Raw genomic sequence first — 24,441 nt, 5'->3', positions numbered from 1 at the left:
CGGCGCGACCGGATCTCCTACAAGATCGCGGTCGCGCCGCCTCTCTTCGTGCATATTGGATATCGCGTCGTCCGCGCCGACATCCGAGTCTTTGCTCCAGGGCCGCCCCCTGCCCTGGCCTCGCGGCGGGTGCGGGAGCCGGGCGGGCGCAGTGGAGGCGCCTGCCCGTTCTGGATATGGAGATTGCGGAGATCGGTCGGGCGGGCCCGCCTTGCCCTGGTTCAGCGCCTCGTCGTGCTCGCACGATCCGGCGGCGTCCCCGTGGGCCGCAGCGCTAACTGCTTCTTCGGCGGGAGCCAGTCATCCTCGCGGAGATCGTCTTCGTCTCCGTCGTACCGATCGTCGGCATAAGCGGCATAAGGGTCCGGCTCCTCCTCTTCAGAAGGAGGCTCAATGTCGACCTCGTCCTCACGACCGCTCCCTAGCTCGCGCTCCAGCGCGCGCAGGTCGGTGTTCGGAGCATGGTACTTGAGCTTCCGGGCCACTTTGGTCTGCTTTGCCTTAGCTCGGCCGCGCCCCATATGGCTCGACCCCCTCGCACAGAAATCATCGGGGCAGCCATTGCGGCGCCCCGGAATGCTTGCAATCTCTTCGTGGCTCCTACGGTACAGGCTCGCAGCGCCCGACTGCATCCCGGGCCGTGAGTTGGATGCCACAGATTACCGGCGATGACCACCAGACGGGGACGAACATCCGCCCGAATCGCGAGATTCGTTCTCACTGTCCGGATGGACGCGATGACGCTGTGCGCGCACCGCGAAGGCGGATCCTATAGGATATTTCCTATATCCTATAGGATCCGTGCGGCGGGGGCGCGGGTCAGCGGAACAGGCGCAGCCGCTGGAGCCGCCCGACGGCGGCCATGCGCTCCTCGGCCAGGGCGTTCGCCGCGGCCACGGGCGTGGTGCCCTCGCCCTTGGCGCGGTCGAGGATGCGGCCGGTGGTCTCGAAGATCCCGGCGGTGCGCCGCTCGGCCCGCTTGAAGTCGAACGCGCCGTCGTACTCGTCGGCGACCTGGATGACCCCGCCGGAGTTGACGACGTAGTCGGGGCAGTAGAGGATTCCGGCGCGCTCCAGCTCGTCGGCGATGTGCGGCGCGGCCAGCTGGTTGTTCGCGGCGCCGCAGACGATCTCGGCGTCGAGGGTCTTCAGCGCGTCCTCGTCGAGGACCCCGCCGAGCGCGCACGGGGCGTACACGTGGATGCCCGACGCGATGAGCTCGTCGGCGTCGGCGACGATCCGCACCTGCGGGAAGTGCTCCTGGGTCCAGCGGATCGCCGCGTCGTTCACGTCGCACGCGACGACCTGCGCCCCGGCCTCCACGAGGTGGGGGACGAGGTGGCGCCCGACCTTGCCGAGCCCGGCCACGCCCACGGTGCGGCCGGTCAGGTCCACGGCGCCCCACCGGTGCTGCGCCGCCGAGCGCATCGCCTGGAACACCCCGAACGCGGTGAGGATCGAGGAGTCGCCGGCGCCGCCGGCCTCGGGGCTGCGGCCCGACACGTGCCGCGTCTCGCGCGCGATGTGGTCCATGTCCTCGACGTACGTGCCGACGTCGCACGCGGTCACGTACCGCCCGCCGAGCGACTCGACGAACCGGCCGTACGCCCGCAGCAGCGCCTCGCTCTTCAGGGTCGCGGGGTCGCCCCAGATGACGGCCTTGCCGCCGCCGTGGTCGAGCCCGGCGATCGCGTTCTTGTACGCCATGCCCTCCGACAGGTGCAGCACGTCGGTGAGGGCCTCCTCCTCGGAGGCGTAGGGGTAGAAGCGGGTGCCGCCCAGGGCCGGGCCCAGCGCGGTGGAGTACACCGCGATGATCGCCCGGAGCCCGGTGTCCGGGTCGTGGCAGAACACGACCTGTTCGTGGCCGGTCGCGTCGAAGATGCTCATGGCTTGCTCTCCAGTTCTTCTCTAGGGGTTCGGGCCCCGGAGCGCGGTGCGCGCCGGGCGGCGCCCCAGGGGCGCGGCCGGGTCGCGGCCGCTTCCTCGTCGTAGCGCGGGTATGCCTACGCCACCAGCATATGACCGGCGGCCCGCGGGCCAGGCCCGGCTCCGCGAGCGGCGGCCAGATGTCGCACCCCTCCCGTAGCCTTCGCCCGGTGCAACTCCGCTACCGGTTCCGGCTGTATCCGACCGCCCCGCAGCGCTCCGCGCTTGCGCGGCTGTTCGGATGCGTCCGTGTGGTGTACAACGACGCGGTCGCCGCGAGGAAGCGCGCGCACGAGACCGGCGAACCGTACCCCACCGGCTCCCTGCTCCAGCGGCAGCTCATCACCGAGGCGAAGCGCACCGAACGGCGAGCCTGGCTGACCGAGGTCTCCAACATCCCGCTCCAGCAGGCGGTCCGGGACTGCGACCGGGCATACCGGAACTTCTTCGACTCGCTCAAGGGAACGCGCGCGGGTGCGCGGACGGGGCCGCCGAGGTTCAAGCGCCGGTCGAACCGGCAGGCGGCCCGTTTCACCCGCAATGGGTTCGTGCTGCGCGACACCGGGCGGCTCTACCTCGCCAAAATCGGCGAGATCCGGGTCGCCTGGTCGCGGGAGCTTCCCGCCGAGCCCAGCTCGGTGACGATCGTCAAGACGGCCGCCGGCAGGTACTTTGCGAGCTTCGTCGTAGCGGTCGACGACGGCGCCGAACTCCTCGATCCGGTCGACCAGGAGACCGGCATCGATCTCGGGTTGAAGGACTTCGCGGTCCTCCGCGGCGGCAGGGCCGTCGAGAATCCGCGGTTCTTCAGAGCGATGGAGCGCAGGCTCAAGAAGGCGCAGCGCACGCTCGCCCGCAAGCAGAAGGGAAGCCGCAACGCAGAGAAGGCCCGTATCGCCGTGGCACGGGTGCATGAGGCGATCGGGAACCGACGGGACGACTGGCTGCACAAGCAGGTCATCGGCATCCTCCGCGAGAACCAAGCGGTGTACGTCGAAGACCTGCCGGTGCACGGCCTCGCCCGCGGCCGGGCGGCGAAGTCGGTCTTCGACGCCGCGCTCGGCAGGTTCCTCGTCCTGCTCGAATCGAAGGCCCGGCGCACGGGAAGGACGTTCGTGCGGGTCGACCGCTGGTTCCCCTCGACTCAGCTGTGCTCCGCCTGCGGGGCGCTCACCGGCCCGCGAGGGCAGGCGGGCCTGCCGGTGCGGCGGTGGGCGTGCGGGTGCGGTGCGGTCCATGACCGCGACAGGAACGCCGAGGCCAACATCAGGAACGAAGGAAGACGACTGGTCGCCGCAAGGCATGCGGAGACCCGAAACGCCTCCGGAGGGCCGGTGAGACCGGGCGTGCCCGGCGCGGCCCGGAACCCGCGATAGCGGAGGAACGAGGAACCCGTCCGTGAGCGGTAGGCGCCGTCCGACCGTGAGCCGGGAGCCCTGCCCTTCAAGGCAGGCAGGATGCCGATATGGAAGTATCTGGCTCGTGTACGCACCGAGCGCGTCCTATCTGCGCGTCTACGAGCCCGCCGCGGCGTTCGCCGACGCCGGGTACTGGCGCGCGTACGCCGCGTCGGGGCGCGCGGTCGACCCGCTCGACGGCCCGAGGGTCCGACGGGAAGCACTGTACGAGCGCATCGGATGGCCCTGGCGGGGCGTCCCCTCCTTCGGGCGCGACGCCTACGTCATCGACCGGGGCGACGCCGATCCGCTCGTGTGCCCGTGGAACCTGCGCTACCGGATCGCCTCGGCCGCACTGGAGGTGCGGCGCCTGACCCCCGAGGCCGTCGCCGAGGCCCTGTTCCCCGCGGAGTTCCTCGCCTCCGCCGCCGAGGTCGTCGCGCTCGACGAGGGCGCCGACCGCCGCGAGGCCCCCGCCGACGCCCACGAGCACGTCGCGACCTGGTCGGTCCCGCTGCGCTGGTTCGCGTGCGTGCGCCCCGAGGACCGCGAGCTGGTCATCCAGCCGGGCCTCGTGCAGCTGCGCTACCGCACCCCGATCGCGAAGTCCCGCAGCGGCCTCGCCGTCGCCCGCAACCTGGTGCGCGCCGAGTTCGGCGACGGCGCCGAGCTCGCCGAGGCCCTCGCCGAGACCGGGCACTGGCTCGACGGGTTCCACCGCGACTCCGTCGTCGAGCTCGACTACGGCGGGATCGCCTCCAGGATGGACGCGGACGAGCTCCGCGACGAGGACTCCGTCGACCTCACCTGGCAGGCCCTCGACCACCTGGGCGCCTCCGAGCCCGAGGACGCGCAGGAATGCTATGCGCGCCTTGTCGACCGATGGCGTGATCGTCGTCTCGCGGAACGCCTGAACTGACCTCGCGTCCCGCGCGGCCGCCGGCCCCGCGACCAGGTCGTTCGCTTGTGGAGTGATCACTCGGATGAGCGGACCGAGCGGAAAGTCCAAGCAAAATCGGCCGTTCGGCCTATGTCGGACATCTACGACAGGCCGGACGATTGCAGAAGGAACGAATCAAGGCTCGGCAGCCGGTGATTCGCAGCCCGTGTGTGGAGGAGAACGAACGATGACGACAGAGCTGAACCTTCCGGTGGAATCCGAGGCCCTGCTCACCCCTTCTGAGGTCGCCGCGATGTTCCGCGTCGACCCCAAGACCGTGACGCGCTGGGCCAAGGCCGGCAAGATCTCCGCGATCCGCACCCTCGGCGGCCACCGCCGCTACCGCGAGTCCGAGATCCGCGCGCTCATCAACGGGGACATCCCCGTGCAGCGCGAAGCCGCGGAGTAGCCGCAGCACCGAGTACGACCGCCTCCCGCCACCGACCGGGCGACGAGGCATGAGGAACCAGTCCGAGGCCGGACCACCCTTCCGGCCGCCGCCCCATCGAAGCCGCAGTCGCCGGCTCGCCGGCCCTCAGCCGGTCGGGAAGCGGGCCCTCCCTCAGGGCCCGCGCCCGCGCGACCGCACCGCGGAGACGCCGGCCGCAGGACCCCTGAACCAGGTCCCGGCCGGCAGGTCCCCGCCCGTCTCGCGCCCGCCCCGGCGTTCGCTGCTTTCGCTCCGGCCCCGCCCGTGTCTTCCCCGGGCATTACGGATGCATTCGCCTGGATCACATGGGACGCTTGCGGTGTGTCCCGTTTGAGGAGCCTCGCCGTCGCCGCTGCCGTCGCCGCCGCGGTCCTGGTGTTCGCACTCGGGGTCCCCCTGCTCAACAAGGCCGTCTCACCCACCGTCGACGTCGGCGGGGAGCAGTTCGCGCTCGCGGGCGTCACCCTCACCGCCCCCGAGGACACCCGGATGCGCCCCGGCTACTACCGGCCCGAGTCCGGCCGCGCCGAGTTCATCGTCGGCGACGCGGAGGTCGACATCGCCGTCGCCGGTCCCTACGGCTTCGACGCCGAGTACCTGGCCGCCGAGATGGCCCGCCTCCTCGAAGTCCAGCCGGGCGTGCGCCTCACCGAGCCGCGCGACTGCGCCGCCGACGGCGTCGAGGGCGCCGGGCGCTCCTTCACCACCGAGACCGGTGCCGGGTTCGCGTGCGCGTTCGTCCACGGGGACACCAGGGCCGAGGTCACCGCCCGCGGCGCGTCCCTCGACGCGCACACCGTCGAGCGCATCGACGCGCTCATCGCACAGCTCTCCTTCGGGGCCGCCTGATGCCGCGCCCCGACCCCGCCTCCCCCGTGCAGTGGACGGCCGCGCTCCTCATCGGCGCGGCCGCGATCCTGCTGCTGTACAACACGCTCCCCGTCGCCCTGGCCTATCCGCGCGCCGGGACGACCGCGCTCGTCCTGTTCTCGCTGTTCGCCGTCCCGTTCCTGGTGATGCGCCGCCGCCTCGCCGGGCACCTCGCCCTGCCGGGCGCGGGCCTGGCGATCGGCCTCGCCTGGGGCGCCACCGTCGCGGTCATGACGTCCCTGTTCGGGTCCCGCGCCCTCCACGGCCTGTTCGCGACCGCGTGGGGCCCGGCGTGGGCCGAGCGGTGGGCTCCGGTCCTGGCCGCGCCGGTCGTCGAGGAGGTCGTCAAGACCGCAGGCGTGGTCCTGGTCGTCGCGATCTTCTGGGGCCGCCTCCACGGGGTCCTCGACGGGATCGTCCTGGGCGCGTTCTGCGGCGTGGGCTTCCAGATCGTCGAGGGCTACGCGTTCGCGATGTCGAACACGGTCATCAACCGGGCCGGGGACGTCGTCGAACCGGTCGTCGCCGTCTTCATCGTCCGCGGCGTCCTCGCGGGGCTGTGGAGCCACGCGATCTTCACCGCCATCGCCGGGGCGGGCATCGCCTACGCCGCGACCCGCCGCACCGCCCGGTCGGCGTGGATCGCCGCGGCCGCGGTCGGCGCCGTCATCGTCCTGCACGCGGTGTGGAACTCGCCGCTGCTGCGCGACGGGCTGGGGCTCGGGTCGCTCGGGGTGCTCGGCGGGATCATGCTCAAGGGCCTGCCCGCGGTGCTCGTCGTGTGGTGGCTGGTCCGCTGGGCGAAGCGGGCCGAGGCGCCCGTGGCGGCCGCGGTCCCCGATGCGTAGCAATGCCGCCCGGGTCTGAGCGCGCGGTACCCCGACGGCATTGCATCCGCTCGGTCGCGTCCGCCGCTGGAGGCGTCCGCTCCTGCGCGGCCCGCTTGACGTGCGGCCGGTCCGCGGTCGACGCGACGGTAGATGGCGCGAGCCGCGTCGTCGTGTTCCTGGCCGGCCGCTCGGGGGCGGCCGCGCGGTAGGCGATCGGTCCCGGCACCGGTGGTGAGCCGGACCCGGAGGTCCGTCCGGTGCCCCGCCGCGGTGACCGGCGGGGTTGGACCCGGGGCCGCCGATCCTGCGGATCGGTGCCGACCGAGCATCGTGAAGTTCTCTCAACTCCCACGCTAGCAGCGGCCCGCCCGTTTGTCACCGACTCGGGAGTTCGAATCGCCCCGCCTCGTCGGTGCCGATCAGGCCGTCCTCGATCAGCTGCGCCACGGCCTCGTTGACCATGCGCGCATCGTGCCAGACCGCGTCGATCCGGGCCCGCTCGACGGGACCGTCGGCGTCCCGCAGCAGCGCCATGACCTCGCCGCGCACGTGCCGGTTCGTGCCCTTGTAGCGCTGGCGCTTGCGGCTGGGCCCGGCCGGGACCTCCTGGCCGGAGAACCCGCACGCGTCGCTGAGCGGGCAGGCGGCGCACTCGGTCTTGCGGGCGGTGCACACGAGCGCGCCGAGTTCCATGAGCGCCAAGGACACCCGGGCCGCGGTGGGGGCGTCCTCGGGCAGGAGCGACGCGGTCGCGGCGAGGTCGGCGCGGGTGGTGGCCGTCCCGGCGTCGGCGCGGCCGCCGAGGCGGGCGACGACGCGGCGCACGTTCGTGTCGACGACGGCGTGGCGGCCCCCGTAGTGGAACACGGCGACCGCGGCGGCGGTGTAGTTGCCGATGCCGGGGAGCTTTTCGAGCTCGGCCGGGTCGGCGGGGACGGTCCCGCCGTGGTCCTCGGCGATGGCGCGCGCGCACTCCTGGAGGCGCAGGGCCCGCCGCGGGTAGCCCATGCGGCCCCATTCGCGGAGCACGTCGGCGGTCGGCGCGGCGGCGAGGTCAGCGGGCGTCGGCCACCGCTCCATCCACGCCTCCCACACGGGTGCGACCCGCGCGACCTGCGTCTGCTGGCTCATCACCTCGGAGACGAGCACGCCCCACGCGGTGGTCCCGGGGCGGCGCCACGGCAGCTCGGTGCGGTTGTTGGCGTCGAACCACGGCAGCAGCCGCTCGGCGAGCAGCTCGGGGGAGGGCAGGGCCGGTTCGGTCGGGGTCTCGCTCGCGGCACGCATCCCCCCATTGTCGGCGCGGGGTCCGACAACGGGCGAGGCGGGTCGGGGCGCGGCGCCGCCCGGCGGGCACCCGCAGAGCCGGGCACCGGCGGATCGCGGGCCCCCGGTTCAACACCCTGACACGAAGGTCCGACATCCGGGTGCGGCCGGGAGTTTCCGGGCAGGGGCGGAGCCTAAGGAGGCGGTCTTGCGGGCCCCCGGTTCAAAACCCTGACATGGGGGTCCGACAATCGCCGGACCGCGGCGGCCGGGGCGCGTGTAATTCCGCTCTCGTGGGGCCGGGCTGCGTTAGCGTCCCCGCGTGCAGGGATTCAAAGGCAGGTTCGTGAAGGGCTCGGAGCCGGAGTCGGTCTACTGGAAACGGCGGGGGATCGTGGCCGGGGTCGTGCTCGTCCTCGTCGTCCTCGCCATCGTGGGCCTGAGCGCGCTCGGCGGCGGCGGTGAGCCCGACGCGAGCGGCGAAGCCGATGCGGCCCAGCAGGAGTGGACCGCCCCGCAGCCCTCCGGGAGCGCCCAGCGGCCCTACATCCCCGAGCCGTCGTCCGAGGCCCCCTCGCCGAGCGCGTCGCCGTCCCCGTCCGTGCCTCCTGTCGAGGCGTGCACCGCCGAGGACCTCATGCTCCAGGTCGTCGCCGCGTTCGACGAGGTCCGGTCCGGCGCCGAGGTGCCCGTGAGCGTCCTCGTCGCCTCCGGCGCCGACACGCCCTGCACCGTCGACCTCCGCGAGGTCGCCGTGGAGCTCGCCGCCGAGTCCGACGTCGTCTACTCGACCGCCCACTGCGAGACACCCAAAGGCGAAGAGGTCGAGCTGAGCGACGGCGCGGGCCAGACCGTCGAGTTCACCGTCGACGGCCTCGCCTCCGAAGAGGGCTGCCGCGGCGCCCGCCGGGAGCTCCCCGCGGGCGACTACGAGCTGCGCGCCGTCCTCGGCGACGCCGCCTCGTCCCCCGCGAAGCTCCGCCTCACCTAGGGTCGACTACAGGTACCGGTCGAGGATCGACACCTCCGCGAGCCGCGTCAGCGACTCGCGGATGGACTGCGCCCGACCGGGACCGACCCCGTCGACGTCCTGAAGCTCCTCCACCGTGACCCCGAGCAGCTCCGGGAGCGCCCCGAACCGGTCCACGACCCGCTCGATGACCGCCTCCGGCAGCCGCGGCACCTTCGCGAGCATCCGGTACCCGCGCGGCGACACCCGCCGGTCGAGCACGTCGGGCGAGTTCGGGTAGCCCAGCGACCGCGCGACCGCGATGAGGTCGAGCAGCTCCGGGGAGCTCATCTGGTCGACCGCGTGCAGGGCCTTGCGGTAGTCGACGTCGTCGGGCAGGTAGTCGCGCACGACCAGCTCCCTGTCGGCGTCCACCCCGGCCATGAGCTCGTCGAGCTGGAGGGCGAGCAGCCGCCCGTCCGTGCCCAGCTCGATCACGTGGCCCTCGACCTCATCGGCGATGTGGCGCGCCATCTCCAGGCGCTGGAGGACGGTGACGGCGTCGCGCACCGTCACGAGGTCCTCGATCTCCAGGCTGGAGAGGCTCGCGGCGACCTCGTCGAGGCGCTGCTTGTACCGCTCCAGGGTGGCGAGCGCCTGGTTGGCGCGGGAGAGGATCTGCGTCGACGGCTCCACCAAGTGGTGGATGTCGCCCATGTACAGGCCGATCGTGTGCATCGACTGGCTGACGGAGATCACCGGGAACCCGGTCTGGATGGCGACGCGCTCGGCGGTGCGGTGCCGCGTCCCCGACTCGTTGGAGTGTATGGACGGGTCGGGCATGAGGTGGACGCCCGCGCGCACGATCCGGGACCCGTCGGTGGTGAGGACCACCGCGCCGTCCATCTTGCACAGCTCGCGCAGTCGGGTCGCGGAGAACTCGATGTCGATCTCGAAGCCGCCGGTGCAGATCCGCTCGACGACGCCGTCGCAGCCGACGACGATGAGCGCGCCGGTGCGGCCGCGGAGGATGCGTTCGAGGCCGTCGCGCAGCGCGGTGCCGGGCGCCATGGTGGCCAGGGTCGCGCGCAGGCCCTCGTCCGGGATCGACGCCACGGGTACCTCCGATGCTGACGGACCGGCACGCCGGTCGGGTGAGGCGACCGCGCGGCCGAGCCGGTTCACGGCCTGCTCGGGTGGCCGGAGCGGTCGGGTCGCCTCCAGTGTACGGATCGGCCGCGCGAGGCAGGGACCGGCATTTGGGGCAAGCCTCGCATCACGGCTGGTGGAACGGGCCACTCCCGGCCGGTTCCGGTGGCGCCGACGGGGTTTCGCCGGCGGCGAACACCCCGCGCGGGCCCGGGGGCGGCGTGTCTCAGAGGCGGTCGACGACCTGCACGTGCCCGGGCGCGAACGATGCGAGCCGTGCGAGCAGCTGCTGCGGCTCGGTCGCGAAGTCCTTGCACCGCACGGCCAGGTCGAACCCGGCGACGAGGCCTTCAGTTGCCCGGTTCGCCTCCCGCAGCACCGACCGGCCGAGGAACCCGGGCCGGTCCGAGCCGCCGCGCCCCAGGTACACGTCGGCGGCGAACAGGAGGTACGAGGTGCCGCGCCGCTTCGACCCGACGTGGATCGCGGCCAGCTCCTCGACGTTGCTCCAGGGGATGAGCAGCGCCTTCCCGAAGCTCGGGCGGACCCGCAGCCCGAAGTGGTTGACCATGAGCTTCGGGGGCCGCACGAGCGGCACGAGGAAGCACGCGGCGCCGAGGAGCGCCATCACGGTGAAGAACCCCGGCAGGGCCGCGACGGGGTTCGGCTCCCCGGAGTCGAGGATCGACGGCTCGGTGCGCACCAGCCCGACGAGCGCGCCGATGCCCGCCGCGCACGCGGCGGCGTACAGCGCCAGCGACGAGATCCGGCGGGTGGGTGAGCTGCGCTCGACGACGACCCATTCCGAGCTCCTGCCCACGCCTCACCTCCGACCCGCCTGCGCCACTCCGGTCCGCCGCAACTCTAACCAGACCCGTCGAACCGCGCCACGGCCGAACGGGCGAAGCGGTTCGCGGGCACGCGGATGCGGACGGACCCGCTGGGCCCCCGGTGCCTATGGTGCCCGGCGGGTACGACAGGGCGAGGCGGGTCAGGTGCGGAGCCAGGCCGCCGCGTCGGGCGGGAGGGCGGGGGCGCCGCCGCTGTCCGGGGCGGGTTCGAGCGGGGCGCTGGCGATGAGGGGTTTGCCTGCGGGGAGCGGGATCGGGCGGTCGGTGAGGTTGACGGTGCAGGTGAAGCGGGGGCCGCGGGTGAAGGCGAGGACGCCGTCGGGGGCGTCGAGCCACTGCATGGGGCCGTCGCCGAGGGCGGGGTCGTCGCGGCGCAGGCGCAGGGCGAGGCGGTAGAGGGAGAGCATGGAGGCGGGGTCGGCGAGCTGGCGGGCGGCGGTGCGGTCGCGCCATTCCGGGGGCTGGGGGAGCCAGGCGCCGCCGTCGCCGAACTCGAACGGCGGGGCGTCGCCGCCCCAGGGGAGGGGCACGCGGCAGCCGTCGCGGCCGAGGTCCGCGCCGCCGGTGCGCCGGAACACGGGGTCCTCCCGGGACTCGTCGGGCAGGTCGAACACTTCGGGGAGGCCGAGTTCGTCGCCCTGGTAGACGTACACGCTGCCGGGCAGGGCCATCGACAGCAGCGCCGCGGCGCGGGCCCGCCGCAGCCCCAGCTGCGGGTCGCTCGGGACGTCGTGCACGCGCTTCGTGAAGCGGGTGTCCGCGCGGCCGTACCTGGTGGCGTGGCGGGTGACGTCGTGGTTGGAGAGCACCCAGGTCGGGGCGGCGCCGACGGGCGCGTGCGCGGCGAGGGTGCGGTCGATGACGCCGCGGAGTGCCCTAGCCTCCCACGCGCACTTGAGGAACGCGAAGTTGAACGCGGTGTGGAGCTCGTCGGGCCGCAGGTACATGGCGAACCGCTCGGGGTCGGGGACCCAGATCTCGCCGACGAACGCCCGGTCGGGGTACTCGTCGAGGACGCGCCGCCATTCGCGGTAGATCCCGTGGACTTCGGGCTGGTCCTTGTCCGGTTGCGGCCCTTCGCCCGCGAAGGTGGGGACGCTCGCCTCGGCGGCACCGGGCTCAGAGGCGACGGCGTCGGGCGCGGCGCGGGTCGGGGCGACGCGGTCGGGCAGGCCCGCCTGCTTGGCGAGGCGGTCGGCGACGTCGATGCGGAAGCCGTCGACGCCGCGGTCGAGCCAGAACCGCAGGATCGAGAGGAACTCCGCGCGCACGTCCGCGTTGTCCCAGTTGAGGTCCGGCTGCGCGGTGTCGAACAGGTGCAGGTAGTACTGGCCGTCGTCGACGCGGGTCCAGGCGGGGCCGCCGAAGCGGGACCGCCAGTTGTTCGGGGCGTCGCGGAAGTGGTAGCGGGCCCGCTCGGGCGAGCTCGGGGCGGCGGCGAGGGCCGCCTGGAACCACGGGTGCCGGTCGGAGGTGTGGTTGGGGACGATGTCGATGATGACCTTGAGGCCGTGGGCGTGCGCGGCGGCGATGAGCCGCTCGGCGTCCCAGAGGGTCCCGAAGCGCGGGTCGATCGCCCGGTAGTCGGCGACGTCGTAGCCGCCGTCGGCCATGGGCGAGGCGTACCAGGGGCTGATCCACACCGCGTCGACGCCGAGGTCGCGCAGGTACGGCAGGCGCGACTCGATCCCGGCGAGGTCCCCGACGCCGTCGCCGTCCGCGTCGGCGAAGCTGCGCGGGTACACCTGGTAGACGGCCGCGCCCCGCCACCAGGTCACGACCGACCCCAGTGGACGACGGCCGCGCCGTGCCGGGAGCGCTCGGCGGCGAACGCCATGCGGTGGCTGTCGATCGACGCCTCCAGGTCGGGTGCGGCGTCGCCGCCGTCGCCGTCCTCAAGGGAGGAGATGAACGCGTCGATGAGCGCCTCGTCGCCCCCGGAGTGCCCGCGGTGGTCCGGTTCCCCCGTGGCGGTCACGGGCCCGGCGTGCAGCTCGAACACCCTGTGCCCCATGGGCTCCCGCGTGAACGCCTGCACCTGCCGGGCCTCCGGCAGGTCGGGGAGTGCGGCGGCCGGGGAGAACAGGTCGACTTCGAGGGACCCGGTGCGCAGGTTCCCGGCGATCTCGCCCGCGGTCCCGGTGAGGCGCGCGGTCCGGGTGTTCTGGCCGGTGAACGCCGAGGTCGACAGGACGGCGGTGAGGCCGCCGGGGAACTCGGCGACGGTCTGCTGGTGGTCGACGACGTCGTTGTCGCAGTGGAAGACGCAGCGCCCGTACGGCCCGTCGCGCAGGGCGGCGAGGCGGCCCTCCGGGGACAGGTCGTCGCCGAGGAGCGCCACGGGCCAGCCGTCCCGGTCGGCGAGGGCCTCCGCGTAGTACCTGGGGGCGTAGAACGGGCAGGAATCGGCCACCGGGCACCCGTCGAGGCAGTGCCCGGGCGCGCCTTCGGGGGCGTTCTCGGCCTTGAAGTACGAGAGCGACCCGATCGAGGACACAGCGGACGGCGCTTCGCCCGCGAACCAGCGGATGATGTCGAGGTCGTGGCAGGTCTTCGCGAGGACCATCGGGCTCGACGTGGCGAGGTTCCGCCAGTTCCCGCGCACGTACGAGTGCGCGTAGTGCCAGAACCCGATGTTCTCCTCGATGCGGATGGTCACGAGGCGGCCGACGGCGCCGGAGTCGACGACGCGGCGGATCGTCCGCCAGAACGGCTGGTAGCGCATGACGTGCCCGATCCATATGCGCGCCTTGCGCTCCCGAGCCGCCGCCGCGAGCCGGTCGAGGTCGTCCTCGGTGGTCGCGGCGGGCTTCTCCAGCAGGATCGGCAGCCCCGTGCCCGCCGCCGCGAGGGCGGCCTCGACGTGGAGCCGGTCGGGGAGGGCGATCACGATCGCGTCCAGGCCGTTCGCGTCGGCGTCGGCGACGAGGCCGCGCCAGTCCGCGTACCGCCGCGCGGGGTCGACGCCCGCGGCGTCCCCGAACCGGTCCCGCCGGTGCGCGTCCGGGTCGGCGACGGCCGCCACCCGCGCCCGGCCGGGCCGCTCGATCGCCCACCGCCCGTATGTGTCCGAGCCCCTCGCCCCGGCCCCCATGATCCCCAACCGGACCGCCATGCCCCTCACCCCTTCTCCGCCCCCGACGTCAGCCCCGTCACCAGGAGCCGCTGCGCCAGGAAGAAACCGGCGACCACCGGGACGGTGATCGCGATCGAGCCCGCCATGAGCACCGTCGTGGACACCGAGAACTCGGTGAGCTGCGCGATGCCGAGCGACACCGTCCACCGGTCCCGGTCGGCGACGAGGAACAGCAGCGCGAACAGGTACTCGTTCCAGGCGATCATGAACACGTACAGGGCGGTCGCCGCGACGCCCGGGAGCGCCATCGGCAGGACCACCCGCCGGATCACCCCGATCCGCCCGCACCCGTCGATCATCGCAGCTTCCTCCACTGAGGACGGCACGGCGGCGAGGTAGGTGCGGAGCATGTACAGCGCCACCGGGACCGTCTGCGCCGTGTACACGAACACGAGGCCGACCAGGCTCCCGGTGAGCCCGATCCGGCTGAGCAGCACGAACAGCGGCACGGCGAGCACGATCCCCGGGAGCAGGTACACGCCCAGGAACACGACGTTCACCGTGTCGCGCCCGAAGAACCGCAGCCGCACCGCCGCGTACGCGCCGAGGATGCTCAGGACGATCGCCAGGCCCGCCGTGACGAGCGCGACCTGGAGCGAGTTCCACATGTTCCCGCCGAGCCCGAACTCGCCCATCGCCGTCGGATACGAGTCCACAGTGAACTCGCTCGGCGCGGGGAGCAGGTCGAGCGGCTCGGACACCACGGACTGGTACGGCCGCACCGACAGGAGCATGCCGTACAGCAGCGGTCCCGCCGTCATGACCACCGCCACGGCGATGACGGCCCAGCGCAGCACGCCGAGCACGCGGTCCTCTGCGCTCCTCATGCCTTCCCCCGCTTCAGCATCCACGCGTACACGGCCACGACGACCAGAAGCATCCCGGTCATGAGCAGGCCCGTCGCCGAAGCCGTGCCGATGTTCGCGCGCACCACGAGCTCGGTGTAGACGCGCACGGCGAGGACCTCGGTGCCTCCGGCGCCGCCGGTGAGCAGGTAGATGTCGTTGAAGTTCTGGAACGACCACAGGAACCGCAGGACCGCCAGGAGCGCCATGACCCCGGCGAGCTCGGGGAGGAGCAGGTGGCGGAAGATCCGGGTCTTCCCGGCGCCGTCGATCTGCGCGGCCTCCTCGATGTCGCCGGGGATCACCTGGAGGCGCGCGGTGATGAACAGGAACGCGAGCGGCGCGGTCTTCCACACCTCGAACGCGATCACGGTGCACAGGGCGACGGGCACGGTGAACGGGCCGACGTCGCGGCTGGTCGTGGTGAGGAACGCGACCGGCCCGGCCCAGCCGAGCCATTCGGTGCCGACGGCGTTGACCAGGCCGTACCCGGGGTTGAGGAGCGTCTTCCAGATCGTGGTCGCCGCGACCACGGGCAGGATGTAGGGGACGAGCACGAGCGCGCGGATCAGCCCGCGGCCCCGGAAGGGGCGGCGCAGCGCGAGCGCGACGACGAGGCCGGCGACGATCGCCCCGGCCGACGACGCGGCGGCGTACACCACCGTTGTAGTTGCGGCGGACCAGAACCGCGGCGAGGCCCAGACGCCCGCGAGGTTCTCGCCGGTGAAGTCGAGCTCGTCGAGGTACAGGCGCGGGATGTCGACCAGGCGGACGTCGAGGAACGCGAACAGCACGACCGCGAGGAACGGCAGCACCGCGAACGCGAGCACCACGAGCATCGTGGGAGCGACGAGGAGCCGCCCGTCGCGGTCCTCGCGGCGGGACATCGTGAGCGGCCTGCGGGGCCCACGGTGCCCGGGCACACCAGGGGCCTTTGGATGCCTCGGGGTTGGGCCCCCGGTCGCAAGCGTGCCACGGGGGTCTGACACTGCTCGGGCGCCGGTGTTCGAACGCGGGCTTGGCGGCGAGTGGTTTTCGGGCGCGCTCGCGGCCCGGCCCGGCGCTGGGGAAGGCCCCCCGGTTTCAACGGTGACACCGGGGTCCGACACCGGATCGGAGCCGGTGTTCGAACGCGGCGGGTCGCCAGTCGGGTCGGGCGATGCCATCAGCCCAGGTCCTGCTGCGCCGCCTCGACCGCGGCCGCCATCGCGGCGGCGACCTCGGCGGGGTCGCCGCCTTCGAAGAGGGCTTCGGCCTCGGTGGCGAGGATCGTCTGGGAGAACACGATCCCGGCCAGCTCGGCGTCGTCGGTGCCCCAGCCCCAGCGGGTGAACTCCTCGGCGCCCGCGGCCATCCGGTCGACCAGCTCGGGCCCGTAGACCTGCGCGATCGACACCTCCTGCGTCTGGTCGTTCCCGAACGGCAGCTCCGCCCACGCGTCCAGGTACTCCGTGGACCCGGCCTCGGGGCCGGGGCGCACCGGGATGCGGCCCTCCGTGGCCGAGGCGAGGTTCTCCACGTACCCGTCGGTGAGCATGTACTCGATGAACGCCTTCGCGTCGGCGGTGTTCGCGCCCGCCGGAATCCCGTAGTTCGTGGTCTGCCCGTACACGGCCGGGGTCTCGGACCCGTTGCCGGTGAACGTAGTCAGGTACGCGGTGTGCTCGGCGAGGAACCGCGGGTCCTCCGCGCACTCGGCGCACGTCACCGGGTTGTCGACGTCGAGCCCGGCCGCCTCGTCCACGAAGTGCGAGGAGAACAGCACCATCGCCGCAGACCCCGACAGGTACGCCGCCCGCGCGGCCTCCACGTCCATCTGCGCGGGCCCGGCCGCCGCCGCGAGCCGCTGGTAGTTCGCGAGGCCCTCGACGCACTCGGGCGAGTCGATCGCGACCTCACCGTCCTCCGCGAGCCGGCACCCGAACGGCAGGAGCATCGACTCGATGCCCTCCTGCGTGTACACGTCGCCCGGGGTGGTGCCGATCGCGATGCCCGCCAAGCCGTCCGACTGGAGCGCCTCCGCGGCGGCCACGAGGTCGGCGACCGACTCGGGCGGCTCCAGCCCGGCGTCGGCGAACAGGTCGGTGCGGAACGCGATCATGTGCCCCCACCCGTCCGACGGCACCGCGTTCAGCGCCCCGCCGACGGTCACCATGTCGAGCGCGGCCTGCGAGAACGTGTCGGCGCCGAGTTCGTCCACGACCTCCTGCGGCGCCTCGTCGTCGAGCAGGCCCTGCGCGGCCCACGCGGCCGTGCTCGACGGGTTGTGCGCGATCACGTCCGGTACTTCGCCCGAGGCCGCGCCGGTGACGAGCGTCTGCCCCATCTGGTCGGGCTCCAACGGGACCATCTCGACGTCGATCCCGGTCTCCTCTGTGAACGCGTCGATCACGGGCTGCTGCGCGGCGATCCGCTCCGGCGTCGTGTACGGCGTCCAGAAGGTGATCGACCCGTCGCCCTCCTCAGACTCCTCCGGGCTGCAAGCGGATCCGGCGAGCAGCAGCACCGCCGCCGCCATGCAGGTCGTCATTGTCCTCATAGCCGCTCCTAAGGGGCGAATCGGCGCTAACAGCATCCAATCCGCACTATAGCGGCCGGGTGTGGTCGAACGGTACCCCTGCGTGCGTGCCAACCCGGTGTCATCGCAAAGGAATGCGCGACACGGCGTGTTGAAGAACGTTTTCGTCGGAGTCTCATGTAACGCTTGGGGCGGTGGCGGTGGCGGTGGCGGTGACACCACCGCCCTGGCGGTCGTTTCGGGGATCAGTGCTTCTGGAGGTCGCCCGCGTACTCGGGGCCGGGCACCGGGGGCATCGGCAGCTCGCGGCGGAACATGCCGAGGGTCTTCATCTGCGTCTCATCGAACTCCGCGAGCTCGGTCGACGTGACGGAACTCCCGTCGAAGTCGAACTTCACCGTCCAGACGACGAATCCGTACTCGTACCCGATCGCCGTGGCCAGTGTCCCGTCCTGCCGGAACTTCCTGGTGATCCCGTACAGGAAGTTCCCCCGGTACCACTCCTCGACGACCAGATCGCCCTCAGGTGTGATCTCCCCGCTGGGTCCGTCGAGCAAGCCGTCCTTGAAGCTCTGGAACTCGTAGTTGCCGCCGTACCTCGTCCGGCCGGTGAATCCCGTGAACCGCTCGGAGCCGCGCCGGTACACCAGTTCGTCGTCGATCTCGACTTCGTCATCGGGCACCGTCAAGGCGACGGGATCGTAATTTGGTTTCACGCGGCCACCTTACCGTTAGAAGTTTCCATCCCAGCCTTTGTCTTCGCTGCGCTTGCCGCCATGAATGTTCCAGCCGCTCGAACTGCCGTCGACGCCGTCGACCATCTGCGTGCACTGAATGCAGCACTTCATCGGCTTCTTGGTCTTGGCGTTGGCGTTCTCGACCCAGAAGTCGTCCATGCTCGGGTCGCGCCCTTCTGCGCGGGCGTCCTTGAGCGCGTTGTTGGTCGCTCGGGACTCGGAGTGCTGACCGGGGACGCCGTAGTTCGTGATCATGCCGGGCTTGAGCCCCCGCTCGTCCCATTCGCCCCTCCCGAACCTGTCCATCCGCTCCTGGAGGATCGGATCGAAGTCGTCCCGGTTGGGTTGTTCCTTGACGTTGTGGTCGTAGTAGACCCGACCGGACTTGCGGTCCCACACGGCGCTCACGCACGGCTCGCCGCCCTTGGGGTACTGGTTGGGGTTGTTCGGGTTCCGCACGTCGTCGATCTTGTCGTGGAGGGCCTGCCGCAGTCTCTGCCGGTCCGCCACCTTGTCATCGCTCGGCTCCAGGTGTTCCGGGGCCTTCGGCTTGAACTCGTTGGAGGGGCCGGGCGTGGGGGTGGTGTCGGGATTGGGCTGGTCGCCCCCGCCTCCGCCTTTGCCGCGGCGTCGGTTCCGCCTCCTGGCCGGCTTGAACTCCTGAGCGACTTCCTTGAATATCTTGGCGGCGTTGCCATCGGCGCTGACGGATGGTCCCTTGCCCTTGTCAACCATTGAGCAGTCTCCCGATCGCCATGTCCATCAGCTGGTCGATGATCATCCCGGTGATCTTCTTGAAGATGGGGATCTGCACGAGGGAGGCGCCGAAGGTCACCGCGGCGGTCGCGAGGGCCCAGGCGATCTGGACGGCCAGGATCGCCAGTTGGATGATCACCTGGATCTTCAATGCCAGCACCAGGCCGGCCACGATGGTCAGCGAGATGTTGACCTTGTTGTTCGGGTCCACGGCGTCGCTGATGCTCGCGACCGCGGAATCGGAGCCTTCCCACTCGTCCCTGAACGAGTCGATCTGGCGGCCGGAGTTGTTGTCCAGCAGGGTCCTCGCGGCCGCGTTGAGTGCTTCGACCCGGCCGTCGATCCGGTCCGCCAGGCCGGTCCATTCACCGGCGAGGTTGAAGATCTTCTCCTCGTCGGACTCGGGCCACTCGAAGCCGAGCATGCCCAGCAGAGTGATGAGTTCCGAGGGTAGTTGCATGCCCATGGGGGTGTTCTCCTCGTCGAGTCGATAGTGGAGCCGGACGGGCGGTCAGGCGGGGCCGAGGTCCTTGCCGAGGGTGGTGAAGGAGGCGGCGATCTCGCCGTCGACCGTCTCGTGGTCGTCGGCCATCTCGCGGACGGCCGCGGCCAGGCCGGTCAGCTCCTCGACGTCGAGGGTCAGGGTCTCGGTGAGCGCGTCCACGCAGATCTGGTGCCCGACCCCCGCGAGCGAGCCGATCATGTCGCCCCCGAAAGCGTCGGCGAACTGCTCGACGGCCGCCGTGAACTCGTCCAGCAGTGACTGCACTTCGGTGGTGGCCGCGTCGAGTTCGTCGGCGGAGCGCCGCATCGATTCGGGATCGACGTTGAATCCGGGCATGGTCATCGACTCCCGCGGGGTTCGTTCGGCGCGGCCGACAACTCCGCGATCTGGTCTTCTCCGAGCATGCAGACCTTCCTCATCCAGACAGGACTGGTGTCGTCGGGGTCGGAAACGGGCGCTTCGGTGCGGCGCTGCACGGGAAGGACCGATGTACGCAGGGTACACCGATCGTCCACGCGCGCAGGTAGTCTGCGCGCGGCCGATGTCGGCTACCGGTCGCCGTCGAGGTCGGTGCGGTGGCGGACGATCTTGAGTTCGTCGCCGTCCCATGCCATCTCGTAGAGCTTGCCGCGGGCGTTGGTGAAGGGGCGGTGGAGGATGAGCATGAGGGTGCCGTCGAAGGCGGTGAAGAGCATGCCGTGGCCGGAGTCGGCGCGCACGAGCGGTTCGCGCTGCTCCCAAGGGCCTTCGAGGCGGCCGGAAGGGGAGACGGCCCAGGTCTGGACGTAGTCGCCGTCGATGCCGCCCGCGGTGAGGCGGTTCTTCTCGTACGTGGACCACAGGCAGACGAGGGCGCCGCCGGGGGCGCGGTAGAGCTGCGGGCCGTCGGTGACGTAGGGCGCGATCTGGTGGGGGACTCCGGCGGGGAGTTCGCGGGTGAGCCAGGAGGCGTCGGAGCCGCGGAAGAGGACGACGGGGTCGCCCGCGACCGCGTCGAGGGTGTCGGTGAGGGGGAACGCCTCGATGGTGCCGTCGATGCGCTGGAGCCATTCGTTGGCGTACACCATCCACGGCTTCCCGGCGTCGTCCGTGTAGAGCGTCCCGTCGAGGGTCATGAGCTCGGCGGGGAGGATCGGCTCGCCGGGGCGCAGCATCCGGTAGGGGCCGGTGAGGTCGTCGGCGGCGGCGACGATCGTGGAGCGGCGGTAGTTCGCGACGGGGAACGGCGTGCCGTACTCGCCGGGCTGCGGGACCGGCAGGGGCGCGTCGGCGTTGTGGAGCGTGGTGAACAGGTACCAGCGGCCGTTCCAGCGGTGGACCTCGGGGGCCCAGGCGCCGTGGCGCGCCCACGGCTGCTCCTCGTCGGCGACGAGGAAGACCGGGACGGGCTCGGCCCAGTCGCGGAGGTTGCGCGAGCGGTAGGCCATGGTGCCGGTGCCGGGGGTGCCTGAAAGGTCGAGGTTCGAGGTGAAGAGGTGGTACAGGCCGGTCGCGGCGTCGGCGACGACGTACGGGTCGTGCAGGGGCATGTCCGGCAGTCGCAGCGGGAAGGCGGTCGGCTCGCTCATGGCGCAAACGCTATCAAGCGGCGGGCGGGGCCGGAACGGGCGTTTTCGGCGGGCGGGCGCGGGAGGATGTCACAGATCCGGGGCGCGTCTTGTCTGAGCTGTCGACGGGGCGGCAGGGGCCGTCCCGCGGAACCGGAGGTGTGCAATGAAGATCGCTGTCATCGGCGGTACCGGGCTCATCGGATCGCAGGTCGTCAGGATCCTGAACGAGGGCGGGCACGAGGCGGTGCCGCACTCGCCGTCCACGGGCGTGGACCTGCTCAGCGGCGCGGGGATCGCGGAGGCGCTCGCGGGGGCGGGGGCGGTCGTCAACCTGACGAACTCGCCGACGTTCGACGAGCAGTCGCCCGCGTTCTTCCAGACGAGCATGGACAACCTGCTCGCCGGGGCGCGCGACGCGGAGGTCGGGCACGCGGTGATCCTGTCGATCGTCGGGGTCGACCAGGTGCCGGAGCTGGACTACTACCGGGCGAAGACGCTCCAGGAGGACGTGCTGAAGGCCGGGCCGGTGCCTTACTCGATCGTGCGGTCGACGCAGTTCTTCGAGTTCATGGACGCGGTCCTCTCGTGGACTTCGGACGAGCACACGGTGCGGCTGCCCGCGACTCGCGTGCAGCCGATCGCCTCGGCGGACATCGCGCGGGCGGTCGCGGACGTCGCGGCCGGGGCGCCGCTGGGCGGGACGCGCAATGTCGCCGGGCCCGAGGTGTTCACGCTCGACGAGCTCGGCCGGATCACGCTCGAAGCGAAGGGCGACAAGCGGACCGTGCTCGTCGACGACACGGCCGGCATGTTCCCGGCGGTGAAGGGCGACGCCCTCATCGCCGGAGACGACGCCGTCCTGTCGACCACCACGTACCGGGAGTGGCTGGCGCGCTAGTGCACCGGGCCGCCGGGCTCCGGGCGGCTGCGCCGCCCGGGGCCCGGCGCGCGGAGGGGCATAGTTGCGGCATGACCGCCTTTGCGCCCATGGAATGCCATCTCGCGACCGACCGGCTGGTCATGCGGCCGTGGATCGAGAACGACGCGGCCTGGCTCCGCGACCTGCATGCAGAGCGCGGCGACGGGAGGCCGACTCTCGCGGAGACCCGCGGGATCATCGAGGCATCGCTGGCCCGCACGAAGGCCACGGGCATCGCCCTGCTGCCGATCCGCCGCCGGATCGCGCATCAGGGCTGGAAGGCGCCTAGTTTTTCGGGGGCTACCAGCCATAGGACCTGGTCGATGCCGGTGCTGTTCGCGTCGACGGTGAGGGCCGCGTAGACGCCGCCGTTCTGGTGCAGGACCGCCCAGGTCCGGCCGCCGAGGTCCTTCCATTCGATCGTGACGTCGTCCCAGAGCCAGGTGATGGAGTTGAGGAACTTCGCCACGCGGGTGGCGCCGACGAGCGGTTTGCGGGCCACCTTGACGGCGCCGTTGCCGTCGGAGATGTTCACGACGTCGGCTGCGAAGAGCCGTTCCAGGCCCTGCATGTCGCCGGAGCGGGCCGCCGTCATGAACGCCTCCAGGAGCTCGCGCTGCCCGTGCGGTGCCGGTCGGGAGCGCCGGCCGTCGGCGATGTGGCGCCGGGCCCGGCTCGCCAGCTGGCGAGCCGCCGCCGGGGTCGTGCCGAGGACCTCCGCGATCTGACCGTACGGGTAGTCGAACGCCTCGCGGAGCACGTACGCGGCCCGTTCGTTGGGCGACAGCCGCTCCATCAGCAGCAGCGTCGCGTACTCCAGGGCCTCGCCCCGCTCAGCGCCCAGGTGCGGGTCGGCCGCGGTGTCGACCGGCTCGGGGAGCCACGGACCGATGTAGGTCTCGCGGCGCACCCGCGCCGACTGCAGCACGTTGATCGACAGCCGGGTCGCGATCGTCGCCAGGAACGCCCCGGGTTCGGCCACCGACGCCCGGTCGTACGCCTGCCAGCGCAGCCACACTTCCTGGACGAGGTCCTCGGCTTCGCTCGCGCTGCCGAGCATCCGGTAGGCGATCCCGAACAGTCGCGGCCTCACTGCGGTGAATTCGGCCATGGCCGCTTCGAGCCCGGGGTCGTCACCGGGTACCGGTGACGGTTCCGGTGCCGGCCGGTCCGGGGTGTCCCGGGCCGGTCGTTCCGGTGCCGGTGCGTCCTGACCCGACGGTCCTTCAACGGTTGCCACCCGGCAATCTAAGCGCACCCGGGCGGGTCGGCGGTCACGGTGTGAGGACCGTCTTGCCGAGGAGCCTCCCTTCGACGGCGCGGTCGTGGACGGAGGGGAGGTCGGCGAGCGGGAGGCGCTCGGCGACGTCGATGCGGAGTTCGCCCGCGTCGACGAGGGCGACCAGGTCGGCGAGGCGGGCGGGGTCGTTCGCCACGTAGACGTGCTCGACCCTGATCCGGGCGGTCTGCGGCCCCGGGATGGTGGTGCTGGTGAAGGCGCCGCCGTCGGCGGCGAGGTCGGCGAGGGCCGCGGTCTCCTCGGGGGTGTCGCGGACCAGTTGCAGGACCGCGTCGAAGTGCTCACCGGCGAGGGTCTTCACCACCGGTTCCGCCGTGTAGTCGACGATCCGGTCGGCGCCCGCGGCCTTGACGCGGTCGAGGCTGCGCGGGCTGGCGGTCGCGGTGACGTGTGCTCCCGCGCGCTTGGCGAGCTGGATCGCGTAGCCGCCGACGGCGCCTCCGGCGCCGTTGATGAGGAGGCGCTGGCCGGGTTTGAGGTCGAGGTGGTCGAAGAGGGCCTGGCGGGCGGTGAGGCCGACCGTGGGCAGGGCCGCGGCGTCGGGGAGCGGGACCGTGGCGGGGGCGGCGGCGAGGAGGTCGGCCGGGACGGCGACGTACTCGGCGGCGGCGCCGGGCGCGGTGGGCGGGAGGAAGGCGATCACGGGGTCGCCGGTGCTCCAGCCGGTGACGCCTTCGCCGGTCTCGGCGATGGTGCCGGAGACGTCGACGCCGGGCGTGTGCGGGAAGTCGATCGGCATGGCTTCCTGCATGATCCCGACGCGGATGGCCGCGTCGAGGAGGTTGAACGAGGTGCCGGCGACCTTGACGACGACCTGGCCGGGGCCCGCGGTGGGGCGGTCGGTCTCTTCGAGGGCGAGGACGCGGCTGTCACCGTAGGAGTGGTAGCGGATGGCTTTCATATTGCGACTCCTTCAGATTGTGCTTCGAGTTCGAAGCATCTGTGTTCGAGCTTAGACTGCTTTGAATTCGAAGCACAAGGGTCGGGGTGCGTGATGGTCGGCACATTGCTTTGAATTCGAAGCAGGTAGGATTCGGGGGTGACCGGTCCCGACATCGACCTCGGCGGCGTCCGGCTGCCCGAGCCGCGGCAGCTGGAGGCCTACTTCGCGCTGACCGAGGCCGTGAGCCTCCTCCAGCACCACGTGGAGCAGCAGCTCCGCGCCGAAGGCGGCATCAGCACGGTCCAGTTCCAGATCCTCATGGCCCTCAACGGGGTCGAGCAGCTCACCATGACCCAGATCGCCGACGGCGTCGTCTACAGCCGCTCCGGACTCACCTACCAGGCCGCGCAGCTGGAGAAGGCCGGACTCGTCACCCGCCGCCCCAGCCCCGACGACGAGCGCGCCACCCTCGTCGCCATCACCGACCGCGGCCGAGCGACCGTCGGGAAGGTCCTCCCCGGGCACATCGAGGTCACCCGGCGCCTGTTGTACGAAGCGGTCTCCGCCGACGACCTCGACCGGCTCGGCGACACCATGGCCCGCGTCCGCGACCACATCCGCGAGGAGCCCCCGCGGTCGGCCGCGCCCCGCCGCAAGCCGTCTTCGAAGCGCTAGACGGCG

At 71.9% G+C, this 24,441-nt stretch carries 25 protein-coding genes; 8 read left to right on the top strand and 17 right to left on the bottom strand.

Going from position 1 to position 24,441, the window contains the following annotated elements; genetic code table 11:
* Positions 1–221 precede the first annotated feature (221 nt).
* Together B0I28_RS04700 and B0I28_RS04695 are read right to left on the bottom strand one after the other, a co-directional pair.
* On the bottom strand, positions 222–521 hold the full coding sequence (locus tag B0I28_RS04700; RefSeq protein WP_106362675.1) for a DUF3073 domain-containing protein: 300 nt from the start codon (positions 519–521) through the stop codon (positions 222–224).
* Between the two features lie 298 nt (positions 522–819).
* Positions 820–1,890: a Glu/Leu/Phe/Val dehydrogenase dimerization domain-containing protein gene (locus B0I28_RS04695; protein WP_106362674.1), complete on the bottom strand. Its 1,071-nt coding sequence runs from the start codon at positions 1,888–1,890 to the stop codon at positions 820–822.
* A 209-nt stretch (positions 1,891–2,099) separates the two neighbouring features.
* On the opposite strand from B0I28_RS04695, the gene B0I28_RS04690 reads away from it, so the two are divergent.
* The 5 genes from B0I28_RS04690 to B0I28_RS27090 all read left to right on the top strand — a co-directional run bounded on the left by B0I28_RS04690 (position 2,100) and on the right by B0I28_RS27090 (position 6,414).
* On the top strand, positions 2,100–3,305 hold the full coding sequence (locus B0I28_RS04690) for an RNA-guided endonuclease InsQ/TnpB family protein (RefSeq protein WP_219926566.1): 1,206 nt from the start codon (positions 2,100–2,102) through the stop codon (positions 3,303–3,305).
* Between the two features lie 106 nt (positions 3,306–3,411).
* Positions 3,412–4,245, top strand: coding sequence for a DUF8083 family protein (locus B0I28_RS04685; RefSeq protein WP_106362673.1), 834 nt, complete (start codon positions 3,412–3,414; stop codon positions 4,243–4,245).
* 208 nt (positions 4,246–4,453) lie between these two features.
* Positions 4,454–4,675: a BldC family transcriptional regulator gene (locus B0I28_RS04680; RefSeq protein ID WP_106362672.1), complete on the top strand. Its 222-nt coding sequence runs from the start codon at positions 4,454–4,456 to the stop codon at positions 4,673–4,675.
* Positions 4,676–5,017: 342 nt separating this feature from the next.
* A complete protein-coding gene (locus B0I28_RS27095; RefSeq protein WP_181245636.1) occupies positions 5,018–5,545 on the top strand; it encodes a hypothetical protein in 528 nt (175 codons plus the stop codon).
* On the top strand, positions 5,545–6,414 hold the full coding sequence (locus tag B0I28_RS27090; RefSeq protein ID WP_181245635.1) for a PrsW family glutamic-type intramembrane protease: 870 nt from the start codon (positions 5,545–5,547) through the stop codon (positions 6,412–6,414). Before B0I28_RS27095 ends, B0I28_RS27090 begins: the two co-directional genes overlap by 1 nt.
* A 357-nt stretch (positions 6,415–6,771) precedes the next feature.
* Here B0I28_RS27090 and B0I28_RS04670 read toward each other — a convergent pair whose 3' ends face one another.
* Positions 6,772–7,683 (bottom strand): HhH-GPD family protein, encoded by a 912-nt coding sequence (locus B0I28_RS04670; protein WP_106362671.1) that lies wholly within the window; start codon positions 7,681–7,683, stop codon positions 6,772–6,774.
* Between the two features lie 301 nt (positions 7,684–7,984).
* Between B0I28_RS04670 and B0I28_RS04665 the strand changes: the two genes are divergently transcribed.
* Positions 7,985–8,653, top strand: a complete 669-nt coding sequence (locus B0I28_RS04665; RefSeq protein ID WP_146147969.1) for a hypothetical protein — start codon at positions 7,985–7,987, stop codon at positions 8,651–8,653.
* 6 nt (positions 8,654–8,659) lie between these two features.
* Here the strand turns inward: B0I28_RS04665 and disA are convergent, their stop codons facing one another.
* From disA to B0I28_RS04605, 12 genes are all read right to left on the bottom strand, one after another.
* Positions 8,660–9,727 carry a DNA integrity scanning diadenylate cyclase DisA gene (gene disA / locus B0I28_RS04660; RefSeq protein WP_245888879.1) on the bottom strand — a complete coding sequence of 356 codons (1,068 nt, stop codon included), beginning with the start codon at positions 9,725–9,727 and terminating at the stop codon, positions 8,660–8,662.
* A gap of 259 nt (positions 9,728–9,986) precedes the next feature.
* Complete coding sequence (locus B0I28_RS04655) at positions 9,987–10,580, bottom strand: hypothetical protein (protein WP_106362669.1); 594 nt, start codon at positions 10,578–10,580, stop codon at positions 9,987–9,989.
* A gap of 171 nt (positions 10,581–10,751) precedes the next feature.
* Complete coding sequence (locus B0I28_RS04650) at positions 10,752–12,389, bottom strand: glycoside hydrolase family 13 protein (RefSeq protein ID WP_245888878.1); 1,638 nt, start codon at positions 12,387–12,389, stop codon at positions 10,752–10,754.
* The gene (locus tag B0I28_RS04645; protein WP_106362667.1) at positions 12,386–13,726 is read right to left on the bottom strand and encodes a Gfo/Idh/MocA family protein; all 1,341 of its coding nucleotides are present in this window, start codon (positions 13,724–13,726) and stop codon (positions 12,386–12,388) included. Before B0I28_RS04645 ends, B0I28_RS04650 begins: the two co-directional genes overlap by 4 nt.
* 5 nt (positions 13,727–13,731) lie before the next feature.
* On the bottom strand, positions 13,732–14,574 hold the full coding sequence (locus B0I28_RS04640) for a carbohydrate ABC transporter permease (protein WP_106362666.1): 843 nt from the start codon (positions 14,572–14,574) through the stop codon (positions 13,732–13,734).
* Entirely contained in the window at positions 14,571–15,479 is a 909-nt protein-coding gene (locus tag B0I28_RS04635) for a carbohydrate ABC transporter permease (protein ID WP_106362665.1), read from the bottom strand. Before B0I28_RS04635 ends, B0I28_RS04640 begins: the two co-directional genes overlap by 4 nt.
* A 278-nt stretch (positions 15,480–15,757) precedes the next feature.
* Complete coding sequence (locus tag B0I28_RS04630; protein ID WP_106362664.1) at positions 15,758–17,131, bottom strand: ABC transporter substrate-binding protein; 1,374 nt, start codon at positions 17,129–17,131, stop codon at positions 15,758–15,760.
* 224 nt (positions 17,132–17,355) lie between these two features.
* The gene (locus B0I28_RS04625) at positions 17,356–17,826 is read right to left on the bottom strand and encodes a hypothetical protein (protein WP_146147968.1); all 471 of its coding nucleotides are present in this window, start codon (positions 17,824–17,826) and stop codon (positions 17,356–17,358) included.
* A gap of 15 nt (positions 17,827–17,841) precedes the next feature.
* The gene (locus B0I28_RS04620) at positions 17,842–18,582 is read right to left on the bottom strand and encodes a YwqJ-related putative deaminase (RefSeq protein WP_106362662.1); all 741 of its coding nucleotides are present in this window, start codon (positions 18,580–18,582) and stop codon (positions 17,842–17,844) included.
* Positions 18,575–19,069 (bottom strand): WXG100-like domain-containing protein, encoded by a 495-nt coding sequence (locus B0I28_RS04615; RefSeq protein WP_106362661.1) that lies wholly within the window; start codon positions 19,067–19,069, stop codon positions 18,575–18,577. The genes B0I28_RS04620 and B0I28_RS04615 overlap by 8 nt, the downstream gene beginning before the upstream one ends.
* 45 nt (positions 19,070–19,114) lie before the next feature.
* Entirely contained in the window at positions 19,115–19,450 is a 336-nt protein-coding gene (locus B0I28_RS04610; RefSeq protein ID WP_106362660.1) for a WXG100 family type VII secretion target, read from the bottom strand.
* Positions 19,451–19,656: 206 nt separating this feature from the next.
* Complete coding sequence (locus tag B0I28_RS04605; protein ID WP_106362659.1) at positions 19,657–20,676, bottom strand: glycoside hydrolase family 43 protein; 1,020 nt, start codon at positions 20,674–20,676, stop codon at positions 19,657–19,659.
* A 145-nt stretch (positions 20,677–20,821) separates the two neighbouring features.
* On the opposite strand from B0I28_RS04605, the gene B0I28_RS04600 reads away from it, so the two are divergent.
* Positions 20,822–21,556: an SDR family oxidoreductase gene (locus B0I28_RS04600; protein WP_106362658.1), complete on the top strand. Its 735-nt coding sequence runs from the start codon at positions 20,822–20,824 to the stop codon at positions 21,554–21,556.
* Between the two features lie 289 nt (positions 21,557–21,845).
* On the opposite strand, the gene B0I28_RS04595 is transcribed toward B0I28_RS04600, so the two are convergent.
* Positions 21,846–22,688, bottom strand: coding sequence for an RNA polymerase sigma-70 factor (locus tag B0I28_RS04595; RefSeq protein ID WP_106362657.1), 843 nt, complete (start codon positions 22,686–22,688; stop codon positions 21,846–21,848).
* 163 nt (positions 22,689–22,851) lie between these two features.
* The gene (locus B0I28_RS04590; RefSeq protein WP_106362656.1) at positions 22,852–23,778 is read right to left on the bottom strand and encodes an NADP-dependent oxidoreductase; all 927 of its coding nucleotides are present in this window, start codon (positions 23,776–23,778) and stop codon (positions 22,852–22,854) included.
* A 138-nt stretch (positions 23,779–23,916) separates the two neighbouring features.
* On the opposite strand from B0I28_RS04590, the gene B0I28_RS04585 reads away from it, so the two are divergent.
* The gene (locus tag B0I28_RS04585) at positions 23,917–24,435 is read left to right on the top strand and encodes a MarR family winged helix-turn-helix transcriptional regulator (protein WP_219926565.1); all 519 of its coding nucleotides are present in this window, start codon (positions 23,917–23,919) and stop codon (positions 24,433–24,435) included.
* Positions 24,436–24,441 lie beyond the last annotated feature (6 nt).

It is taken from the genome of Glycomyces artemisiae (assembly GCF_003002955.1).
GTDB classification, from domain to species: domain Bacteria; phylum Actinomycetota; class Actinomycetes; order Mycobacteriales; family Micromonosporaceae; genus Glycomyces; species Glycomyces artemisiae.
The sequence above is the reverse complement of the archived record's forward strand: the minus strand, read 5'-3'. Positions and strand labels throughout refer to the sequence as shown.